The sequence below is a fragment of the Janthinobacterium aquaticum genome (assembly GCF_009208565.1).
Taxonomy (GTDB): domain Bacteria; phylum Pseudomonadota; class Gammaproteobacteria; order Burkholderiales; family Burkholderiaceae_D; genus Janthinobacterium.
Genome location: NZ_WFLK01000007.1, coordinates 1 through 15,642, shown reverse-complemented (window position 1 = coordinate 15,642; position 15,642 = coordinate 1). Strand labels below are relative to the sequence as shown.

The following is a 15,642-nucleotide window of genomic DNA, read 5'->3' as shown; positions in this document are numbered from 1 at the left end:
GTCCTTATTGTTGGGCCACGACAGGCGCGGCTGCCGTGGCAGGCGCCTCCTGCACCTTGACCGCGATACCGGGCTTGAGCTTCTGGATACCGCTGACGATTACCCGGTCACCGTCTTTCAGACCACTCTCGACCAGCCACTGGCCGCGCAACAGGGTATTGGCCACCACCGTGCGCTGCTGCGTCTTGCCGCTGGCGTCGGCCAGCATCACCGTCGCTTCGCCCTGCGGATTGCGGGTAATGGCCGGCGCCGGCACCAGCATGGTGTTCTGGCGCACGCCCTGGCCGATCTCGGCGCGCACGAACATGCCGGGCAGCAGCAGGTGCTGCGGATTGGGGAAGCGCGCGCGCAGGGTCACCGAGCCGGTGGCCGGGTTGACCGTCACGCCGGAGAATTCCAGCGTGCCTTGATGCGCATAGCTGCTGCCGTCTTCGAGTTTCAGGCGCACGCTGGCTTCGGCAGCACCGCCCTTGGTCAACGCGCCCGAGGCCAGCGCCTGGCGCAGCGCCAGCCCTTCGGCGCTCGACTGCTGCAGGTCCACATACATCGGGTCGATCTGCTGCACGGTGGTCAGCAGCGTGGCGGCGCCGCCTTGCACATAAGCGCCTTGCGTGACCTGCGATACGCTGGAGCGCCCGGCGATCGGCGCCGTGACTTTGGTGTAGCCGAGGTTGATGCGGGCGGTGGTGGCGGCGGCCTTGGCGGCAGCCACGTCGGCCGCCGATTGCAGCTGCGCAGCGAGCGCATTGTCATACGACTGCTGGCTGACCGCATTGCCCTTGATCAGGATTTTGTAGCGCTCAAGCTGGGCATTATTGCTGACCAGATTGGCCTGCGCTTTTTGCAGCGCCGCTTCGGCGCTGGCCAGCGCGGCCTGGTAGGGCGCCGCATCGATCTGGTACAGCGCCTGGCCGGCGCGTACATCGGCCCCTTCCGTGTAGCTGCGCTGCAATATCACGCCATCGACGCGCGCGCGCACTTCGGCCATCAGATAGGCAGAAGTGCGCCCGGGCAGTTCGACCGACAGCGGCACGGCGCCATGGCGCACCGTCAGCACTTGCACTTCCGGCGTGGCGCTGGCGGCAGGCTTGGGCGTGGGGCTGCAGGCAGCAAGGGACAGCAGGGATAGTGGGAGGGCAAGGCGAAGGCAGTGCTGGGACAGGTCGGGCATGGCGCAATTCCAAAGACGTGGCAAGGGCAGGTTTGTTGCACCGCACTATGCCAGTACGCCGCTTACGCCAGCCTTTGCAGAACATTAAAGTTTTTTAATATAAGTCTTTTTTTGCAAAGATATATTTCCAAAATGCAATTTTAATGTTGCCTCTGTGATATTATTGATTCGTTATGCCCGGCGCATCAAGACGCCTTTTATAAAACCACGGGAAATGCCTGATAGAACGGAATGTCATGAAACAGATTAAGCAAAAAGCATTGATGCGCTGGCTGGTCGCCAGTGTGTTTGCAGTGTCGGCGCTGGCCGGTTGCGGAGGGGGCGGCGATAGCAGCACAGCTACGCCACCTGTGACGACCACGCCGCCACCGCCAGTGCCGGTAGTGGTGGTGCCGCAGGCGTCCATCCTGTTCGCCGGTGCTGTAGCGGCTGGCAGTGAAGGTGCCGACGCCACCGGCAGTATCGGTGCGCCGATCGAACTCGATGCCGGCAGCAGCAGCGACAAGGAAGGTAATGCGCTGAGCTATGCCTGGAGCATTGTCTCCAAGCCTGCGGGCAGCGCGCTGGAAGTCAGCGGTGCGACCGCCAAGCTGAGTTTCCTGGCAGACACTATGGGCACCTATGTGTTCAAGTTGCGTGTCAGCAACAGCAAGGGCGGCGTGGCCGAGAAAAACGCCAGCGTGCTGGTCAATAACACCGTACCCAATGCAGTGATTGTGGTCAACGCAACCTTTGCAGCTCAACCCGTGACCAAGGCGCCACTGGTGGTGTCGGCCGGATCGAGCATCGTGCTGGACGCGTCCACCAGTACTGATGCCGATGGCGACAAGGTCAGCACGACTTGGGAGCTGATCGCCAAACCGGCCACCAGCAAGGCTGCGCTGTTCGTTACCGGCCAGAGCGCCGGCTTCACGCCTGACGTGCTGGGCATGTATCAGATCCGCGCACGCGGGGCCGATGGCAAGGGTGCGTATGCCGAAACAATTTACCAGGTCAACGCGGCTAACCAGGCGCCGGTCGGCGTGATCCGTGGCACGGTAGCGGTGATCAGCGGCAGTAATCAGACGGTGCCGAGCGGTCAGCCAGTTGCCGCCAGCGGCATACTGAGCTATGACGAAGGCGGCGCCGGCCTGACCTTCAAATGGGCGGTCGACAGCCGTCCTGCCGATTCCGTGGCGCAGGTGGTGACGCCGGGTAATCCGATACTGTCTTTCACGCCTGACAAGGCTGGCGCCTATGTTTTGTCTTTGTCAGTGAGCAATGGACGCCAGACTGTCGTCGCGTATCTCAATCTGAACGTCTACCTGTCCACTTCCAGCGTGCTGGCGCTGCCATTTACACCACTGGAGGCCAAGTACAACAAGGCGCTGGACCGCCTGATGGTGGTGACGGCCGAACCGGATGCACTGCAGCTGATCAAGCCGGCCGATGGCGTCACGACCAGCATCAGCCTGCCTGCTGGCGTGAAAACCTTCAGTTTCAGCCCTGACGGCAAACTGGCCGGCGTGCTGCACGAAGGCGTGGTCAGCCTGGTTGATCTGGTCGAAGGCAAGGTGCTGCGCTCCAGCCGTACCGGCGGTGCGCAGACCGAAATCATTACCACCAATGACGGCGTGGTGTTCCTGACTGGCCAGTCGCTGGGTTCATCGGTGCGTCCGGTCGTTGCAGTCATGAATGCGGCAACCGGCGCAATCCTGCCGGGGCTCGACTATTCCAACGGCAGCTTTGGCGGCACCGTGCGCGGCGTCTATGCGCATACTCTGAACAAGGTGATCGTCTCGTCCAATTACACCTACGGTTCACCGTCCTACTTTACCGTGGACCCGAAAACCAATGCGATACTGACCAGCGGCTACAACTATTCCAGTGAATACCCGATGGGCGGTCCTTACTTCCTGTCTGCCAAGGAAGACCTGCTGTTTACGGGCGGCGGTACTTACTTCAATACCGATACATTGAAGTATGTGGGACGCTTCGTGCTGACCAGTACCGGCCACAGCGTGATATCGATGAGCTATTCGCCGGTCAAGGAAGAGGCGCTGGTGCTGGAAGGCCAGTATGTCAGTGGCGTGCCGGTGACCGAGGCGACTTACCAGACCAGCTACAAGCGCTATAGCGGCGAGTTCCTGTTCCCGGCAGGCCAGGTGAGCCTGCCGTTTATCGGCGGCCAGGCCAGCTACGGCATCGGTGTCTACCATACCGCGGCTGGCGATCCGCTGGCGCTGGTGCAAACCGGTGGTGCGCAAAAAACGGCGACGCGCGTCAAGTACTATCTGGTCTATCGCTGATGCGTATCAGGTCGGCGGCGCGTGCGCCTGCTGATCTGTGCTATGTTAAAAAGCGGCAAGGTGGTGATCAACCACCCTGCCGCTTTTTTATTCAGACAGGAGAAACGTACGATGCCATCGACCAGGACGAAAAAACTTGCCGTTACGCTGCTGCTGGGCGTTTGTGCGGCTTCAGTCATGCCAGCCCATGCCGAACTGGCCCCGAGCGGTGAGCCGCCCGCTGCGAAACAGGGCTGGAAAGCCGTCACGGTGGCCGACGGTGTGCGCCAGCCGTGGGGCATTGCCTGGCTCGGCGACGGCCGCGCGCTGGTCACCAGCAAGGAGGGCAGCCTGCATATCCTGAACGGGCAGAAGTTCGACGAGGTGACGCTCGAAGGCATGCCGGCGGTGTTTTCCGGCGGGCAGGGCGGGCTGCTCGATATCGTGCTGCACCCGCAGGATGCGGCCAAGCCCAATCCGCGCGTCTACATGACGGTGTCGACCGGTACCAATGCAGCGAACCGCACGACGCTGGTGCGCGGCGTCTTCGACGGCAAAAAGGTCACCGGCATCACGACCCTGTTCAAGGTCGGCATCGACAAGAGCGGCGGCCAGCATTTCGGTTCGCGCCTGCTGTGGCTGCCTGATGGCAGCTTGCTGATGAGCGTGGCCGATGGCGGCAATCCGCCGCTGCGCATCGGCGACCGGCTGGCGCGCGAACAGGCGCAGAACCCGGCCACCCATCTCGGTTCCATCCTGCGCCTGACCGATGAAGGCAAGCCGGCACCGGGTAACCCGCTGGCGGCCAAGGGAGCCTTGCCGGAAATCTGGTCGATGGGCCACCGCAATGTGCAGGGGCTGGCGCTGGACCCGCAATCGGGCCGCGTCTGGGCTACCGAACATGGACCGTATGGCGGCGATGAACTCAATCTGGTGGTTGCCGGCGGCAATTACGGCTGGCCGCTGCAGGGTTATGGCGCCGACTACAAGACCCATGAACCGGTCGGCAAGCATGAAGTGGCCGGCATGATCGCTCCGAGCGTGGCCTGGGTGCCGTCGCCGGCGCCGTCGGGTCTGGCTTTCTACACGGGCGACAAGATTGCCGCCTGGCGCGGCAGCGTGTTTAGCGGCGGGCTGGCGGCCAATGACATCCGCCGCGTGGCGCTCGACGCCAGCGGCAAGGTGACCGGCCAGGACCGGCTGGCGATCGGCGCGCGCGTACGCGATGTAAAGCAGGGGCCGGACGGCTATTTGTATGCGTTGACCGATGAAAGTAATGGGCGCTTGCTGCGGATCGTGGCTGAATGAGCACCTGTTTGCTTTAAGATACTGCCTTTTCCGACAAAGAGGCAGCCAGATGGCGCGTGATACTTATGCATACCGGCAGGTAGCCGTCGAATCGCGCCTGATCGATGGCAAGGTGGAGATTCGCCCGGTGCCGGGGCAGGCTTTTTCACCGGAGCTGGCGGTGCAGTGCTCGCGCCGCCTGAGCGACCTGCAGCAGCATGCGCTGGGTACGCGTTTCCTGCTGTTTGCCAAGCTGACCGACCGCCTGGGCGGCACGCCTTATCTGTATGCCTGGCATGGCGACGCCGATGTGCCGATGACGCCGGCCGAGGTAAGCAAATTTCTTGGGGAATTCCGGCGCGGACGGATCTGAAGCTGGCGTGGCTACCTGAGCGCGTGAAACAGTTCTGTCCTCAGCTGCTGCTCCTGTTGGGGAGACAGGTGCAGTAGTTCAACCCAGCCTTCAATGGCCCGTTGCCCGAGGTCCGGCGCCATGTTCAGGAAGTCGACCGCAGCGCCCCGGAAGTGCGCCGTCGAGAAGGTCCCCAGTTTGGCCAGCAGCTCTGCCAGCAGCGCTGCATGGGCGCGCGCCGCTTGCCGGTAGGCGCGAAAGAGCGTCGACAGCGTTGCCTGGCACAGCGCCAGTGCTGGTTCGCCGGGCTGTTCAGCAGCGAGTATCGACGTCAGGCTGGCAATCACGCGCTCCGGAATCAAAAGGGGGACTGCTGGCGCGTGCCATGCTTCGCTTGCAAGCCAGTCGTGCAGTACTTGTTGTGCTTGGTCCATGGTCTCGTGATTTTCTTATGAGGCACTTGTAGGCAGCCGCGCGCCGCTACTGTGGCGCTATGCTGTCGGCCAGGTCGCGTGGCGCCTTGCGCCGCCAGGCTGCCGTCAGGGCCATGGCCAGCATGTCCAGTTCGGCGTCGGCCAGGCTGACGGTAATACCGGCCAGGCGCTCGCCCCACCATAGTTCCTTGCAGCCGTCCGGCGCGATGGCCGTGGCGATTTGCGCCGCTTCGGCGTCAAGCATGACGTTGATATGCTCGTCGTCGGGCAGGGTGGCGAAAATCTTGCCGCCCACGCGAAACGCCGGCCGCTCATGGTGTTCGTCCTCGGTCGTGTCGGGAAACGACAGTGCCAGATAGCGGGTTTCGTCCAGGTCGACCATGTCTCTTGCTCCCTCGTTTCAACGGATAACAGTGACTGCATTTTGCCATGCTGTCGCAATCTGTGGGGCGGTGCGATACGAAAAGTTCGTGCTTATTTTCCACAACCTTGCCACACCGGTCTTTCGGCCTGTCGCAATGGTGCGACGCTTTTTCTTGTCTTCGATGAATTTTTCATGGCGAAAAGAAAATGTCTTTTCTTGTTGGGAATTTACGCTAAAATACACACATAGATTTTCTGAACCGCCAACCGTTCGATTTTGCCTGGGAACCCGAACCCTTTCCAGGAAGCCTGCAGCGTGCATCGCGCCGCCGCAGGTCCGCCATCAAGTGCGGAAGTTGACACCACCGGCCGCTCATCCTTGCAGTTACTGCCCGCGCACCGCCGACACGCCTCAATGCAGCGTGAATTCAGCTGAAGCGCCCACACGCCTTTAAATCTGGATCCATCATGAAAAACCTGTCGAACATTGCATTGTCCCTGATCGTTGCCGGCGCATTTGCACAAGCCAACGCCAGCACCATCACCATCTCCACCGGCTATTCGGAAGCCGGCGTGCAGGCCAGCGCTGCGGCGTACCAGGCCGTTGTCAACGCGGCGGTGGCCACGCCGGGCGCCGGTTATGGCAGCACCAGCTTGACCAGCTATGACAATGTCAGCAACCACAGCCTGTTCGGCAGCAACAGCAATATCGCCTCGAAGTCGGTAATCAGCTTTGGCGTGAGCGCAGCCGACGCCGGCCTGTGGTCGTTCCGCAGCGGCGTGGACTTCGGCCGCGGCGGCGCCATGTTCCTCGACGGCGTGGCGCTCGACAGCAAGAGCAGCGACATGTGGTGGGCCGGCAGCTACAGCAGCACCAGCCAGTTCCTGGCCGGCTCTGGCACGTTGGCAGCGGGCAACCATACGCTGTCCATCTATGGTCTGGAAGGCTGCTGCGACGGCGGCCAGCAGGTGCAGTTCAAGTCGGCAACCAGCAACTTCACCAGCTTCAGCAGCACCGACGGCCTGGTGTCGGCCGTGCCGGAGCCAAGCGCCTACGCCATGCTGGTGATCGGCCTGGGCCTGCTGGGCTTTACCGCCCGCCGCAAGCAGGCGGCCGCTTTCACCGCCTGATCTGCCGCTTCCCCGATTGTCCAATAAAAAGCCCGCTGGCTCCTTGCAGAGCCAGCGGGCTTTTTTCTGTGCGGGCAGCTTCGGCGCAGCGCTGCCTATTCTTCGCTGTCGTCCTCGGCTTCCTCGTCGCCGCCACCTTTGCCGCGTTCGGCGTCAGCGCCGGCCTGCAGCGCCTGCGCTTGCCTGAAGAAGGCGTCGGTGCTGTGATTCGGACTCAGGCGCAGCACCGGCGGATACAGCACTGCCATATACGGCTCGTCGGCCAGGCGGCCCGACGATTGCAGATTGCCCAGCAAGACCATGGTCGAGCCGATGATCGCCAGCACCGTTGCCGTCACGGCAAAGCGGCGCGCATGGCGCGGCTTGATGGTGCACAGGTGGAAGTAAATCATGACGGCGATAATCACGATATACATGTGCTTGCCATAGCGCGTGAGGAACTCCAGCGACAGGCTGTAGGCCAGCGCCGTGCTGCCCATTTCCCATGCCTCCATCACTGCCAGGCCGCAGCCGATAATGAACAGGTGGCGGCCAAAGCGCGCCACCTGGCCAAACAGGCGATTGGCCACGCCCCACACCGAGGCCCACACCAGGCCGCCTGCTAGCGCGTAGGCAATGATCATCAGGTACGCAATCGGCTCGAAGTTGTCAGCGTCGCCGAGCCAGTTGCTCAGCGCTGCCGACAGGCCGATCATGCACAGGCCGGCAATCGCCGGCCGCGTGCCTTCCCAGCCGTGCATGGCGGTGTCGGACAGTTCGGCCGCCACCGGCTGGTCGGCGCCGCGCACGCGCAGGCGGGTATGGCCCAGGCGCACCACGGTATTGCCGGTCATGGCCACTTCCTGCTGGCGCCGGCCGCGGTGGATCACGCCGTTGCGGCTGCCCAGGTCGCGCAGCAGCAAGCCGTCTTCGCCGTCGGTGTCGATGATTGCGTGCGAGGCCGCGGTATGGGCGTCATCGAGGATAAAGTCGTTGTCGTAGCCGCGGCCGATACGGATCGGCAGGCTGTCCACGCGCTGGCGCTGCAGGATATCGCCGTTGGCGGCCAGCGTTTCGATATGGTAGGGCGCTCTCATGGCTGCTCCTTGCGTTCGCGCGCCAGCGCTTCAAGGAAGGTGCGCGTGACGCGCATGCCGTTGGCGTAGGACACACCGCGCGCATCGATGCGGCTTTGCAGGCTCATCAGAGGCGCGTCGGTGCTGGCGGCCAGCAGCGCGAAATCGTACAGGCCGGCAAATTTGCGGTAGGCGCGCACGCACATGACGGCGCGCAGCGGCAGGGTCTTGTTCTTGACGAACTGCTCGGTGCAATGCGGACCGGTCAGGTGCGCACTCTTGTAGCTGCCAAAGCTTTCGTTTCTGAACGAATTGCTGGCCAGTTCGGCGAAGCGCAGCGCGCCCAGGTCGCTCGAGCGCAGGAACTCGTGGCGCATCGACACCTGGCCCGTCTGCAGTGCACCCGAGATAAAGATGGCTGTTTCCATGGCGCAGCTGGTGCTGTCAACCGTATAGGGTTTGTCAGCCTTGACGTTCGAGCTGCCCCAGCAGCGCATCTGCTCGGACTCGCGCACCGGCACGCGGTACGGTCCCATGGCCTTCAGGCTCAAGGGCGTTTCCAGCAGCCGTGCCAGCATCGCTTCCTGGTGCTGCAGCAGTTGCGCCGTGACTACCGGTTTGAAGTCTTTCGGCGCCTTGGCCTGCAGCGCTACCTGGTTCAGCAGTTGCTGGGCGTAGCGGGCCGGCACCAGAAAGCTGACCAGCTCACCGTCGAGGCGTTTCGAGACGTTGACGCCGGCCACGTCTCCATTGGCGGTGACGCTGGGGCCGCCGCTCATGCCCGAGTTGATCGGGCCGGTAAACATCAGCTGGTCGTAAAAGCTGCGCGTGACGACGCCGTTGTAAGAGCCTTCGGAAATGGCAAAGCCCAGGTCGAGCGGGTTGCCCATCGAATACAGGTACTGGCCCTGGGTCAGCGGCGCCAGCGGCGCTTGCCCGGCCGGCATCCTGAAAAAGCCGGTGCCATGGCGGCTCACGCGCACCACGGCCAGGTCGTGCAGCACATCGACGGCCAGCAGTTCCACATTGCCGCGCTGGCCGCTGGTGTCGACCCATTCGCCGACATAGGTGTCAGGGTCGAGCGCAAACTGTGACACCACGTGGTAATTGGTGACCACCAGGTCGCCGGTGCCGATCAGGAAGCCCGACCCGACCGACGACTGCGTGCGGCCGTTTTTCAGCAGCACCCGTACCTGCAGGATATCGGCGCGCGCCGCCGTATAGAGCTTTTGCGCGGCCGACGACGGCGGTGGCAGTGCCGCGTGCTCGCTGGCGGCTGGCGCCGCTGCTGCTGGCGGCTTGGCCGGCGTGGTGGTTTTCGGGATGGCGGGAGCGGCGCCCGCCGGCACCGGTACGGCAGGCCCGGCCGCGCGTACGCCAGTGACGGCGCACAGGCCGGCGAGCAGCAAGGCAGATTTAGATAATTTCATGCAACCTTTATGCGTGAGCAGGGGAGGCCGGTACCGGGGCGCCATGCGCCGGCGCCGTTCATCTTACAGGGCGCCGTCTTCCAGCGCAGGCGCGGCCGCTGGCGTCATCATGTGGCCAAGCTTGCTTTCCTTGGTATTGAGGTAGTGGTGGTTGAACGCATTGCGATTGACCAGCAGCGGCACGCGCTCGTCGACGGTCACGCCCAGCGCCTCCATGGCGGCAATCTTGCGCGGGTTGTTGGTCATCAGGCGCAGGCTGCGGATATTGAACTGGGAAAACATCGGCTTGCACAGCGTGTAGTCGCGCGCGTCGGCCTTGAAGCCCAGCTGTTCATTGGCCTGCACCGTATCGGCGCCGGCTTCCTGCAGGCGGTAGGCGCGGATCTTGTTGATCAGGCCAATACCGCGCCCTTCCTGGCGCAGGTACAGCAAGATGCCGCGGCCCTCTTCGGCGATGCGCTTCAAGGCGCCTTCAAGCTGGGCGCCGCAATCGCAGCGCTGGGAAAACAGGACGTCGCCGGTCAGGCATTCGGAATGGACGCGCGCCAGTACCGGCTCGCCGTTGCCGACATCGCCCAGCACCATGGCCAGGTGTTCCTTGCCCGTTGCGTGCTCGACAAAGGCGTGCAGCGTAAATTGCGCCCACGGCGTTGGCAGGGCGCAGGAAGTGGTGTAATCCAATTGGCCTGTTGCCAGGATTTCTGCGCCGCTTTGCATGGTTGTGCTCATATTAGTCAGTAAAAAAATAAAGGCGCGCCACACCACTGCGGTGTCGCGCGCCTTGCCATCATACCAAAAAGCAGGACTTTGATTTCCCCGGTTGCTATTTTTGGGAGGACATGTCAAGTGATAGCAGTCTATCTCGGGACATTTCCTCCTTTTGCAAGCAAGCCGGTGCCTTCCATGCTTAGTAAGGCAGGTCAAACAGCAGCACTTCAGCGTCTTCGGCCTGGGTCAGCGTGACTTCAGCTTCTTGCGTCAGTTTCAGCGCGTCGCCCGCTTTCAGCGGCGTGCCGTTGACCACCAGGCTGCCGCGAATCAGGTGCACATAAGCGGTGCGGCCTTCATCGAGTGCATGTTTCGCGCTGTCGCCTTCTTTCAGGATGCTGGCGTAGATCGACGCGTTCTGGTGGATCAGCACCGAACCTTGGCGGCCGTCGCTGGACGCGATCAGGCGCAGCTTGCCCTGTTTGCTTTCCGGCGTGAAGTGTTTCTCTTCGTAGCTCGGTGCAATGCCGGTCACGTTCGGCTGGATCCAGATCTGCAGGAAATGCAGGCCATCGGTCTGCGAGTGGTTGAACTCGCTGTGACGCACGCCGCTGCCGGCACTCATGCGCTGTACATCACCGTAGTGCAGGACCGAACCTGTGCCCATGCTGTCCTTGTGTTCGAGTGCGCCGTCGAGCACATACGAGATGATTTCCATGTCGCGGTGGCCGTGGGTACCAAAACCCTGGCCTGGCGTGACGCGGTCTTCATTGATGACCAGCAAAGGACCGAAGCCCATGTGTTTCGGATCGTGGTAGCTGCCGAACGAGAAGCTGTGATGGGATTTGAGCCAGCCGTGGTTGGCGGCGCCGCGTTCTTCGCTATGACGGATTTGCAACATGATGATCTCCAATTCTATAAAGGTTAATGTGCGATAATTTCGAAGGACCGTTGCCACCGCTGGCGGGGCTTTCTGTCAATCGCTGTTCGATGAAAGAAGTATAGGCCTCTGTTCAGCGAAAGAAAAACGGAAAATTTGCCGTACTATTATCGAAAAATTCGAATGTTAAGACTGAGCCTCGAATCACTGCAAATCGTTGACGCCATTGACCGTTGCGGTTCCTTTTCTTCCGCCGGCAAGGAGCTGCATAAAGTGCCGTCGACCATTTCCTATACGGTGGCCAAGCTCGAAGACGATCTGGGCGTACAGGTGTTCCAGCGCAACGGTCCGAAAGTAACGCTGACGGCGGCCGGCCAGGAACTGCTCAAGGAAGGCCGCTACCTGCTCAAGGCGGCGCTGGACCTCGAACACCGCGTGCGCCGCGTCGCTTCCGGCTGGGAGACCGAGCTGGCGGTCGGTCTCGACTCGGTGTTTTCGGCGCTGGCGCTGTCAAACGATATTAGCGCCTTCTATGAAGTGGCGCAGCAGACCCGTCTGCGCCTGGTGCAGGAGACTTTGTCGGGCACCTGGGAAGCGCTGCTCGAGCGCCGCGTCGACCTGCTGGTGGGCGCGGCCGGTGACGGCCCGCCAGGCGGCGGCTATATTGCCCAGCCGCTGGGCATGGTCGACTTCGTGTTTGCCGTGGCGCCCACGCATCGGCTGGCCGCCGTCACGCATCCGCTGTCGCGCAGCGACCTGCAGCATCACCGCGCGGTGGTGGTGGCCGATTCGGCGCGCCAGCTGGCGCCGCGCACGGTGGGCCTGCTGCTGGGGCAGGACGCGCTGACGGTGCCGAACATGCAGGTCAAGTTCGATTACCAGGTCATGGGACTTGGTTTCGGCTTCCTGCCCGGGCCGTGCGCGCGCGCTGCCATTGCCAAAGGGCTGCTGGTAGAAAAAGCCGTGGAAGAACCGAAGCCGTCGGAAACCTTTTACCTGGCCTGGCGTGTCGGCGAAGACGGCGCTGCGCTGCGCTGGTGGCTGGCGCGCATGCGCGAGCCGGCTTTGTTCGCCCGTCTGCTCCAATATTTGCCCGGCAATACTTGAGCCAGATAAAGCGCTGGCCTTTCATTCTGCGGTGCAGACAAAATGTTGACACAGGCCAACAAATTCACGTTACCATATTCGCAGCATTTTGTACCGACTCCAGCCCCGACAGCGGGATTTTGATGATGATAACGACAGCAGCATCCCTGGCCATGTCCTTCCGTTCCCCTTGTGCGTGGAGGCGGCGTGCTTGAGGCGCGGGTTGAACAGTGCTTGCGCCTGAGCCATGACGCGCAGCAGCAGGACGGTGCGCAACTGGCCGCCACTTTGGCGCAACTGCAGCAGGAGCTGCAGCAGTTGCGCGGCGCCAGCCGGCCGCAGATCCGCGTGGCGCCGCCCGATGCGCTGTTTGAAATCGATGACGACGGCTTTCTGATCGGCTGGAGCCATGGCGCCGAACAGATGTTCGGCTATTCGGAAACCGAGGCGCTGGGCCAGCACATCCTGTTTTTGTATCCGCCGGGCCAGAGCCAGGCCAAAGTGGCCGAGCTGCAGTTCGACCAGGGCGATATCGCCATCGATGTATTGCGGCGCAAAAAGTCCGGCATGCTGACCTGGTTGCGCATGCACCGCCATGTGATCAGCAACCAGGCCGGCCAGGCTTGCGGCACGGCCGTGCGCCTGTCGGCGCTGAGCGAGCCGCTGTCCGATGTCGACAAGGTCAAGTTGCATGCCCGTATCATCGAAGACAGCGACCAGGGCGTGATGATTACCGACGCCCAGGAACGCATCGTCTCGATCAACAGTTCGTTTTCACGCATTACCGGCTATTCGCCGTTTGAAGCCATCGGCCGCACGCCAGACTTGCTGCGTTCGGGCGTGCACGACCCCGACTTTCGCGCCAAGGTGCGCGCCGCCATGCGCGGCTACGGTTCCTGGCGCGGCGAAATCATCGGCCGGCGCAAGAATGGCGAACTGTTTCCGCAGGATGTGACGCTGAGCGTGGTGCGAGATGAATACGGCGAGATCAGCCATGTGTTTTCGCTGTTTTCCGATATCTCCGTGCACAAGGACGCCGAAGCGCGCATGCAGCGCATGGCCAACTACGACACGTTGACCGGCCTGCCCAATCGCTGCCTGCTCAACCAGCTGGTCGACCAGGGGCTGGCCGAGGCGAAGCGCCAGTCCACGCACGGCGCGCTGCTGGTGATCGATATCAGCCGCATCGGTTCGATCAGCGACACGCTGGGCCATGAGGTGGGCGACCAGTTGGTGATCGCGATTGGCAAATTGTTCCGTGGCGCGCTGCGTGACGCCGATATCCTGGCGCGCGTCGACAACAGCAAGTTCGTGGTGGCGCTATTGCATATCGAAAAGCGCGAGCACGCGGCCAACGTGGCGCAAAAGCTGCTGCACCTGCTCGAGGCGCCGATCCAGATCGACGCCCATGCGCTGTATGTGGGCGCCAGCATCGGCATTACCGTGTATCCGGAAGACGGCATGGAGGCGCCGGCGCTGTTCCGCTTTGCCGACGTGGCCGTGGCCAAGGCCGCGCAAACCATCGAATCGACGTTTCTGTTTTACCGCGAAGACATGAACCGGCGCGCCAAGGAGCATTTGCGGCTGGAAAGCGAAATGCGCCTGGCGCTGGGCGACAAGGAACTTGAACTGCATTACCAGCCCAAGGTCAGCCTCGATACCGGTCGCATCGTCGGCGCCGAAGCGCTGCTGCGCTGGAAGCATCCAAGGCGCGGCATGGTCTCGCCGGGCGTCTTTATTCCGGTGGCCGAAGAGACCAGCCTGATCCTGGAACTGGGCACCTGGGTGCTCGATGAAGCGTGCCGCCAGATCCGCGCCTGGGAAGACCGCGGCCTGCATATGCCGGTGATCGCCGTCAACCTGTCGGCGCGCCAGTTCGACGCGCATTTGCCCGAGCGTATCGCTGCCGTGCTGGAACGCTACCGCGTGCGGCCCGACCAGATCATGCTGGAAATCACCGAAAGCCTGCTGATGCGCGGCGCCGACAATGTGATCGCCATCATGGATCAATTGGTAGCGATGGGTCTGTCGCTGGCGCTTGATGATTTTGGCACCGGCTATTCCAGCCTCGCCTATCTGAAAAAGTTCCCGATCAGCACCCTGAAGATCGACCGCGCGTTTGTGATCGGCCTGCCGTTCGAGGAAAACGATTGCGCCATCGCGCGTGCCATCGTCACCATGGCGCAGCAGTTGCGCCAGGAAATCGTTGCCGAAGGCGTGGAGACAGCCGAGCAGATGCGCTTTTTGCGCGAACTGGGCTGCGACCAGCTGCAGGGCTACCTGTTCAGCCCGGCAGTTACGGCCAGCGAATTCGAAGCCATGCTGGGCGAGGACCGGCGCCTGCTGCTGGCTGCGCTGACCTGATCGCCTAGCTGTGTACGGCTGCGGGCAGGCGCGCGCGCCGCTGCGCCATCCATGAACTGCCCATCGAGGCGGCCATGATCAGCGCAATGGCCAGCCATTGCACCAGGTCCAGCCGTTCGTCCAGCAGCACCAGCGCCAGCAGCGCCGCCACCGCCGGCTCCATGCTGCTCATGATGCCGAACGCCTGCGGCGGCAGGCGCTTTAACGCCACCATTTCCAGCGAAATGGGCAGCGCGCTCGACACCAGCGCCACCCCCAGCCCCACCAGCAATACAGCCGGCGAGAGCAGCGCGCTGCCGGCCTGCGCCACGCCAACCGGCACCACCACCAGCGCCGCCATCGCCAGGCCCAGCGCCACCGAGTGGCCAGCATGCAAGTGGCTGGCGCGCTTGCCAAACACAATATACGTGGCCCAGAACACGGCGGCGGCCAGCGCAAAGGCAACGCCGCCGGGATCGAGCGTGCTGACGTCATGGCCGAGCGGCAGCAGCAGGCCCAGTCCGCCAGCGGCCAGCAGTACCCAGACAAAGTCGAGCGCACGGCGCGAGGCCAGCAGCGCCACCGCCAGCGGCCCGGCAAATTCGATGGCCACCGCCACGCCGAACGGAATCGTTTGCAGCGACAGGTAAAAACACAGGTTCATCGCGCCCAGCGCCGCACCGTACAGCGCCACCGTACGCGCATCGCGCGCACTCAAGGCCCAGCGCCAGGGCCGCCAGAACGCCAGCAGCAACAGCGCGGAAAAACCGACCCGCACCGCGCTGGTGCCGGCCGCGCCCACCAGCGGAAACAGCGTGTGCTTGGCCCATGAGGTACCCAGCCCCAGGCAGGTAACGGAGCCGAGGATGGCCAGGAATGGAATCAGTGCGGTGAGGCGGGAGTGGGGCATGTAGCGGTTGATTGTGCGGATGGGGGCTTATGATACTTCATTCAGGCATAGCGAAAAACGGGGTCAGGTCGGCCAATGCTACACAAGCTCATCCAAAGGGTAGATACTGTTATCCCCGTCAAGCGGCGTGCAAGGTCGGATCAAATATTTTTCCTGACCTGAGCACGCCGAATGCCACGTGTACCAGTTTGCGCATCATGGCGCCGATGATCAATTTCGGCGCCT

The 15,642-nt window shown here is 62.7% G+C and carries 14 protein-coding genes and 1 pseudogene; 6 read left to right on the top strand and 9 right to left on the bottom strand.

The window, feature by feature from the left end:
* Nucleotides 1-4: 4 nt before the first annotated feature.
* Complete coding sequence (locus tag GCM43_RS12580; protein WP_152244754.1) at nucleotides 5-1,171, bottom strand: efflux RND transporter periplasmic adaptor subunit; 1,167 nt, start codon at nucleotides 1,169-1,171, stop codon at nucleotides 5-7.
* Between the two features lie 236 nt (nucleotides 1,172-1,407).
* Between GCM43_RS12580 and GCM43_RS12575 the strand changes: the two genes are divergently transcribed.
* The 3 genes from GCM43_RS12575 to GCM43_RS12565 all read left to right on the top strand — a co-directional run bounded on the left by GCM43_RS12575 (nucleotide 1,408) and on the right by GCM43_RS12565 (nucleotide 5,098).
* Nucleotides 1,408-3,459, top strand: coding sequence for a PKD domain-containing protein (locus GCM43_RS12575; protein WP_152244752.1), 2,052 nt, complete (start codon nucleotides 1,408-1,410; stop codon nucleotides 3,457-3,459).
* A 111-nt stretch (nucleotides 3,460-3,570) separates the two neighbouring features.
* Nucleotides 3,571-4,746: a PQQ-dependent sugar dehydrogenase gene (locus tag GCM43_RS12570; RefSeq protein WP_152244750.1), complete on the top strand. Its 1,176-nt coding sequence runs from the start codon at nucleotides 3,571-3,573 to the stop codon at nucleotides 4,744-4,746.
* A gap of 49 nt (nucleotides 4,747-4,795) precedes the next feature.
* Nucleotides 4,796-5,098 carry a hypothetical protein gene (locus GCM43_RS12565; protein WP_152244748.1) on the top strand — a complete coding sequence of 101 codons (303 nt, stop codon included), beginning with the start codon at nucleotides 4,796-4,798 and terminating at the stop codon, nucleotides 5,096-5,098.
* A gap of 11 nt (nucleotides 5,099-5,109) precedes the next feature.
* Here GCM43_RS12565 and GCM43_RS12560 read toward each other — a convergent pair whose 3' ends face one another.
* Together GCM43_RS12560 and GCM43_RS12555 are read right to left on the bottom strand one after the other, a co-directional pair.
* Entirely contained in the window at nucleotides 5,110-5,511 is a 402-nt protein-coding gene (locus GCM43_RS12560; RefSeq protein WP_152244746.1) for a hypothetical protein, read from the bottom strand.
* A 46-nt stretch (nucleotides 5,512-5,557) separates the two neighbouring features.
* Nucleotides 5,558-5,893, bottom strand: a complete 336-nt coding sequence (locus GCM43_RS12555; protein WP_152244744.1) for an MmcQ/YjbR family DNA-binding protein — start codon at nucleotides 5,891-5,893, stop codon at nucleotides 5,558-5,560.
* Between the two features lie 449 nt (nucleotides 5,894-6,342).
* On the opposite strand from GCM43_RS12555, the gene GCM43_RS12550 reads away from it, so the two are divergent.
* Entirely contained in the window at nucleotides 6,343-7,005 is a 663-nt protein-coding gene (locus tag GCM43_RS12550) for a CCXG family PEP-CTERM protein (protein WP_152244742.1), read from the top strand.
* Nucleotides 7,006-7,100: 95 nt separating this feature from the next.
* On the opposite strand, the gene GCM43_RS12545 is transcribed toward GCM43_RS12550, so the two are convergent.
* The 4 genes from GCM43_RS12545 to GCM43_RS12530 all read right to left on the bottom strand — a co-directional run bounded on the left by GCM43_RS12545 (nucleotide 7,101) and on the right by GCM43_RS12530 (nucleotide 11,099).
* Nucleotides 7,101-8,081, bottom strand: coding sequence for an FHA domain-containing protein (locus GCM43_RS12545; protein WP_152244740.1), 981 nt, complete (start codon nucleotides 8,079-8,081; stop codon nucleotides 7,101-7,103).
* Nucleotides 8,078-9,490, bottom strand: coding sequence for a S1 family peptidase (locus tag GCM43_RS12540; protein ID WP_152244738.1), 1,413 nt, complete (start codon nucleotides 9,488-9,490; stop codon nucleotides 8,078-8,080). Before GCM43_RS12540 ends, GCM43_RS12545 begins: the two co-directional genes overlap by 4 nt.
* Nucleotides 9,491-9,553: 63 nt before the next feature.
* Complete coding sequence (ribA, locus tag GCM43_RS12535; protein WP_152244736.1) at nucleotides 9,554-10,207, bottom strand: GTP cyclohydrolase II; 654 nt, start codon at nucleotides 10,205-10,207, stop codon at nucleotides 9,554-9,556.
* Nucleotides 10,208-10,397: 190 nt separating this feature from the next.
* Nucleotides 10,398-11,099, bottom strand: coding sequence for a pirin family protein (locus GCM43_RS12530; protein WP_152244734.1), 702 nt, complete (start codon nucleotides 11,097-11,099; stop codon nucleotides 10,398-10,400).
* Nucleotides 11,100-11,261: 162 nt separating this feature from the next.
* Here GCM43_RS12530 and GCM43_RS12525 point away from each other — a divergent pair, with 162 nt between their 5' ends.
* Complete coding sequence (locus tag GCM43_RS12525) at nucleotides 11,262-12,185, top strand: LysR family transcriptional regulator (RefSeq protein ID WP_152244732.1); 924 nt, start codon at nucleotides 11,262-11,264, stop codon at nucleotides 12,183-12,185.
* A gap of 186 nt (nucleotides 12,186-12,371) precedes the next feature.
* A complete protein-coding gene (locus tag GCM43_RS12520) occupies nucleotides 12,372-14,528 on the top strand; it encodes a putative bifunctional diguanylate cyclase/phosphodiesterase (RefSeq protein WP_152244729.1) in 2,157 nt (718 codons plus the stop codon).
* 4 nt (nucleotides 14,529-14,532) lie between these two features.
* Here the strand turns inward: GCM43_RS12520 and GCM43_RS12515 are convergent, their stop codons facing one another.
* Both GCM43_RS12515 and GCM43_RS26140 read right to left on the bottom strand, forming a co-directional pair.
* Nucleotides 14,533-15,417: an EamA family transporter gene (locus GCM43_RS12515; protein ID WP_152244727.1), complete on the bottom strand. Its 885-nt coding sequence runs from the start codon at nucleotides 15,415-15,417 to the stop codon at nucleotides 14,533-14,535.
* Nucleotides 15,418-15,535: 118 nt separating this feature from the next.
* Nucleotides 15,536-15,642: pseudogene (locus GCM43_RS26140) on the bottom strand (IS110 family transposase); the annotation flags it as partial.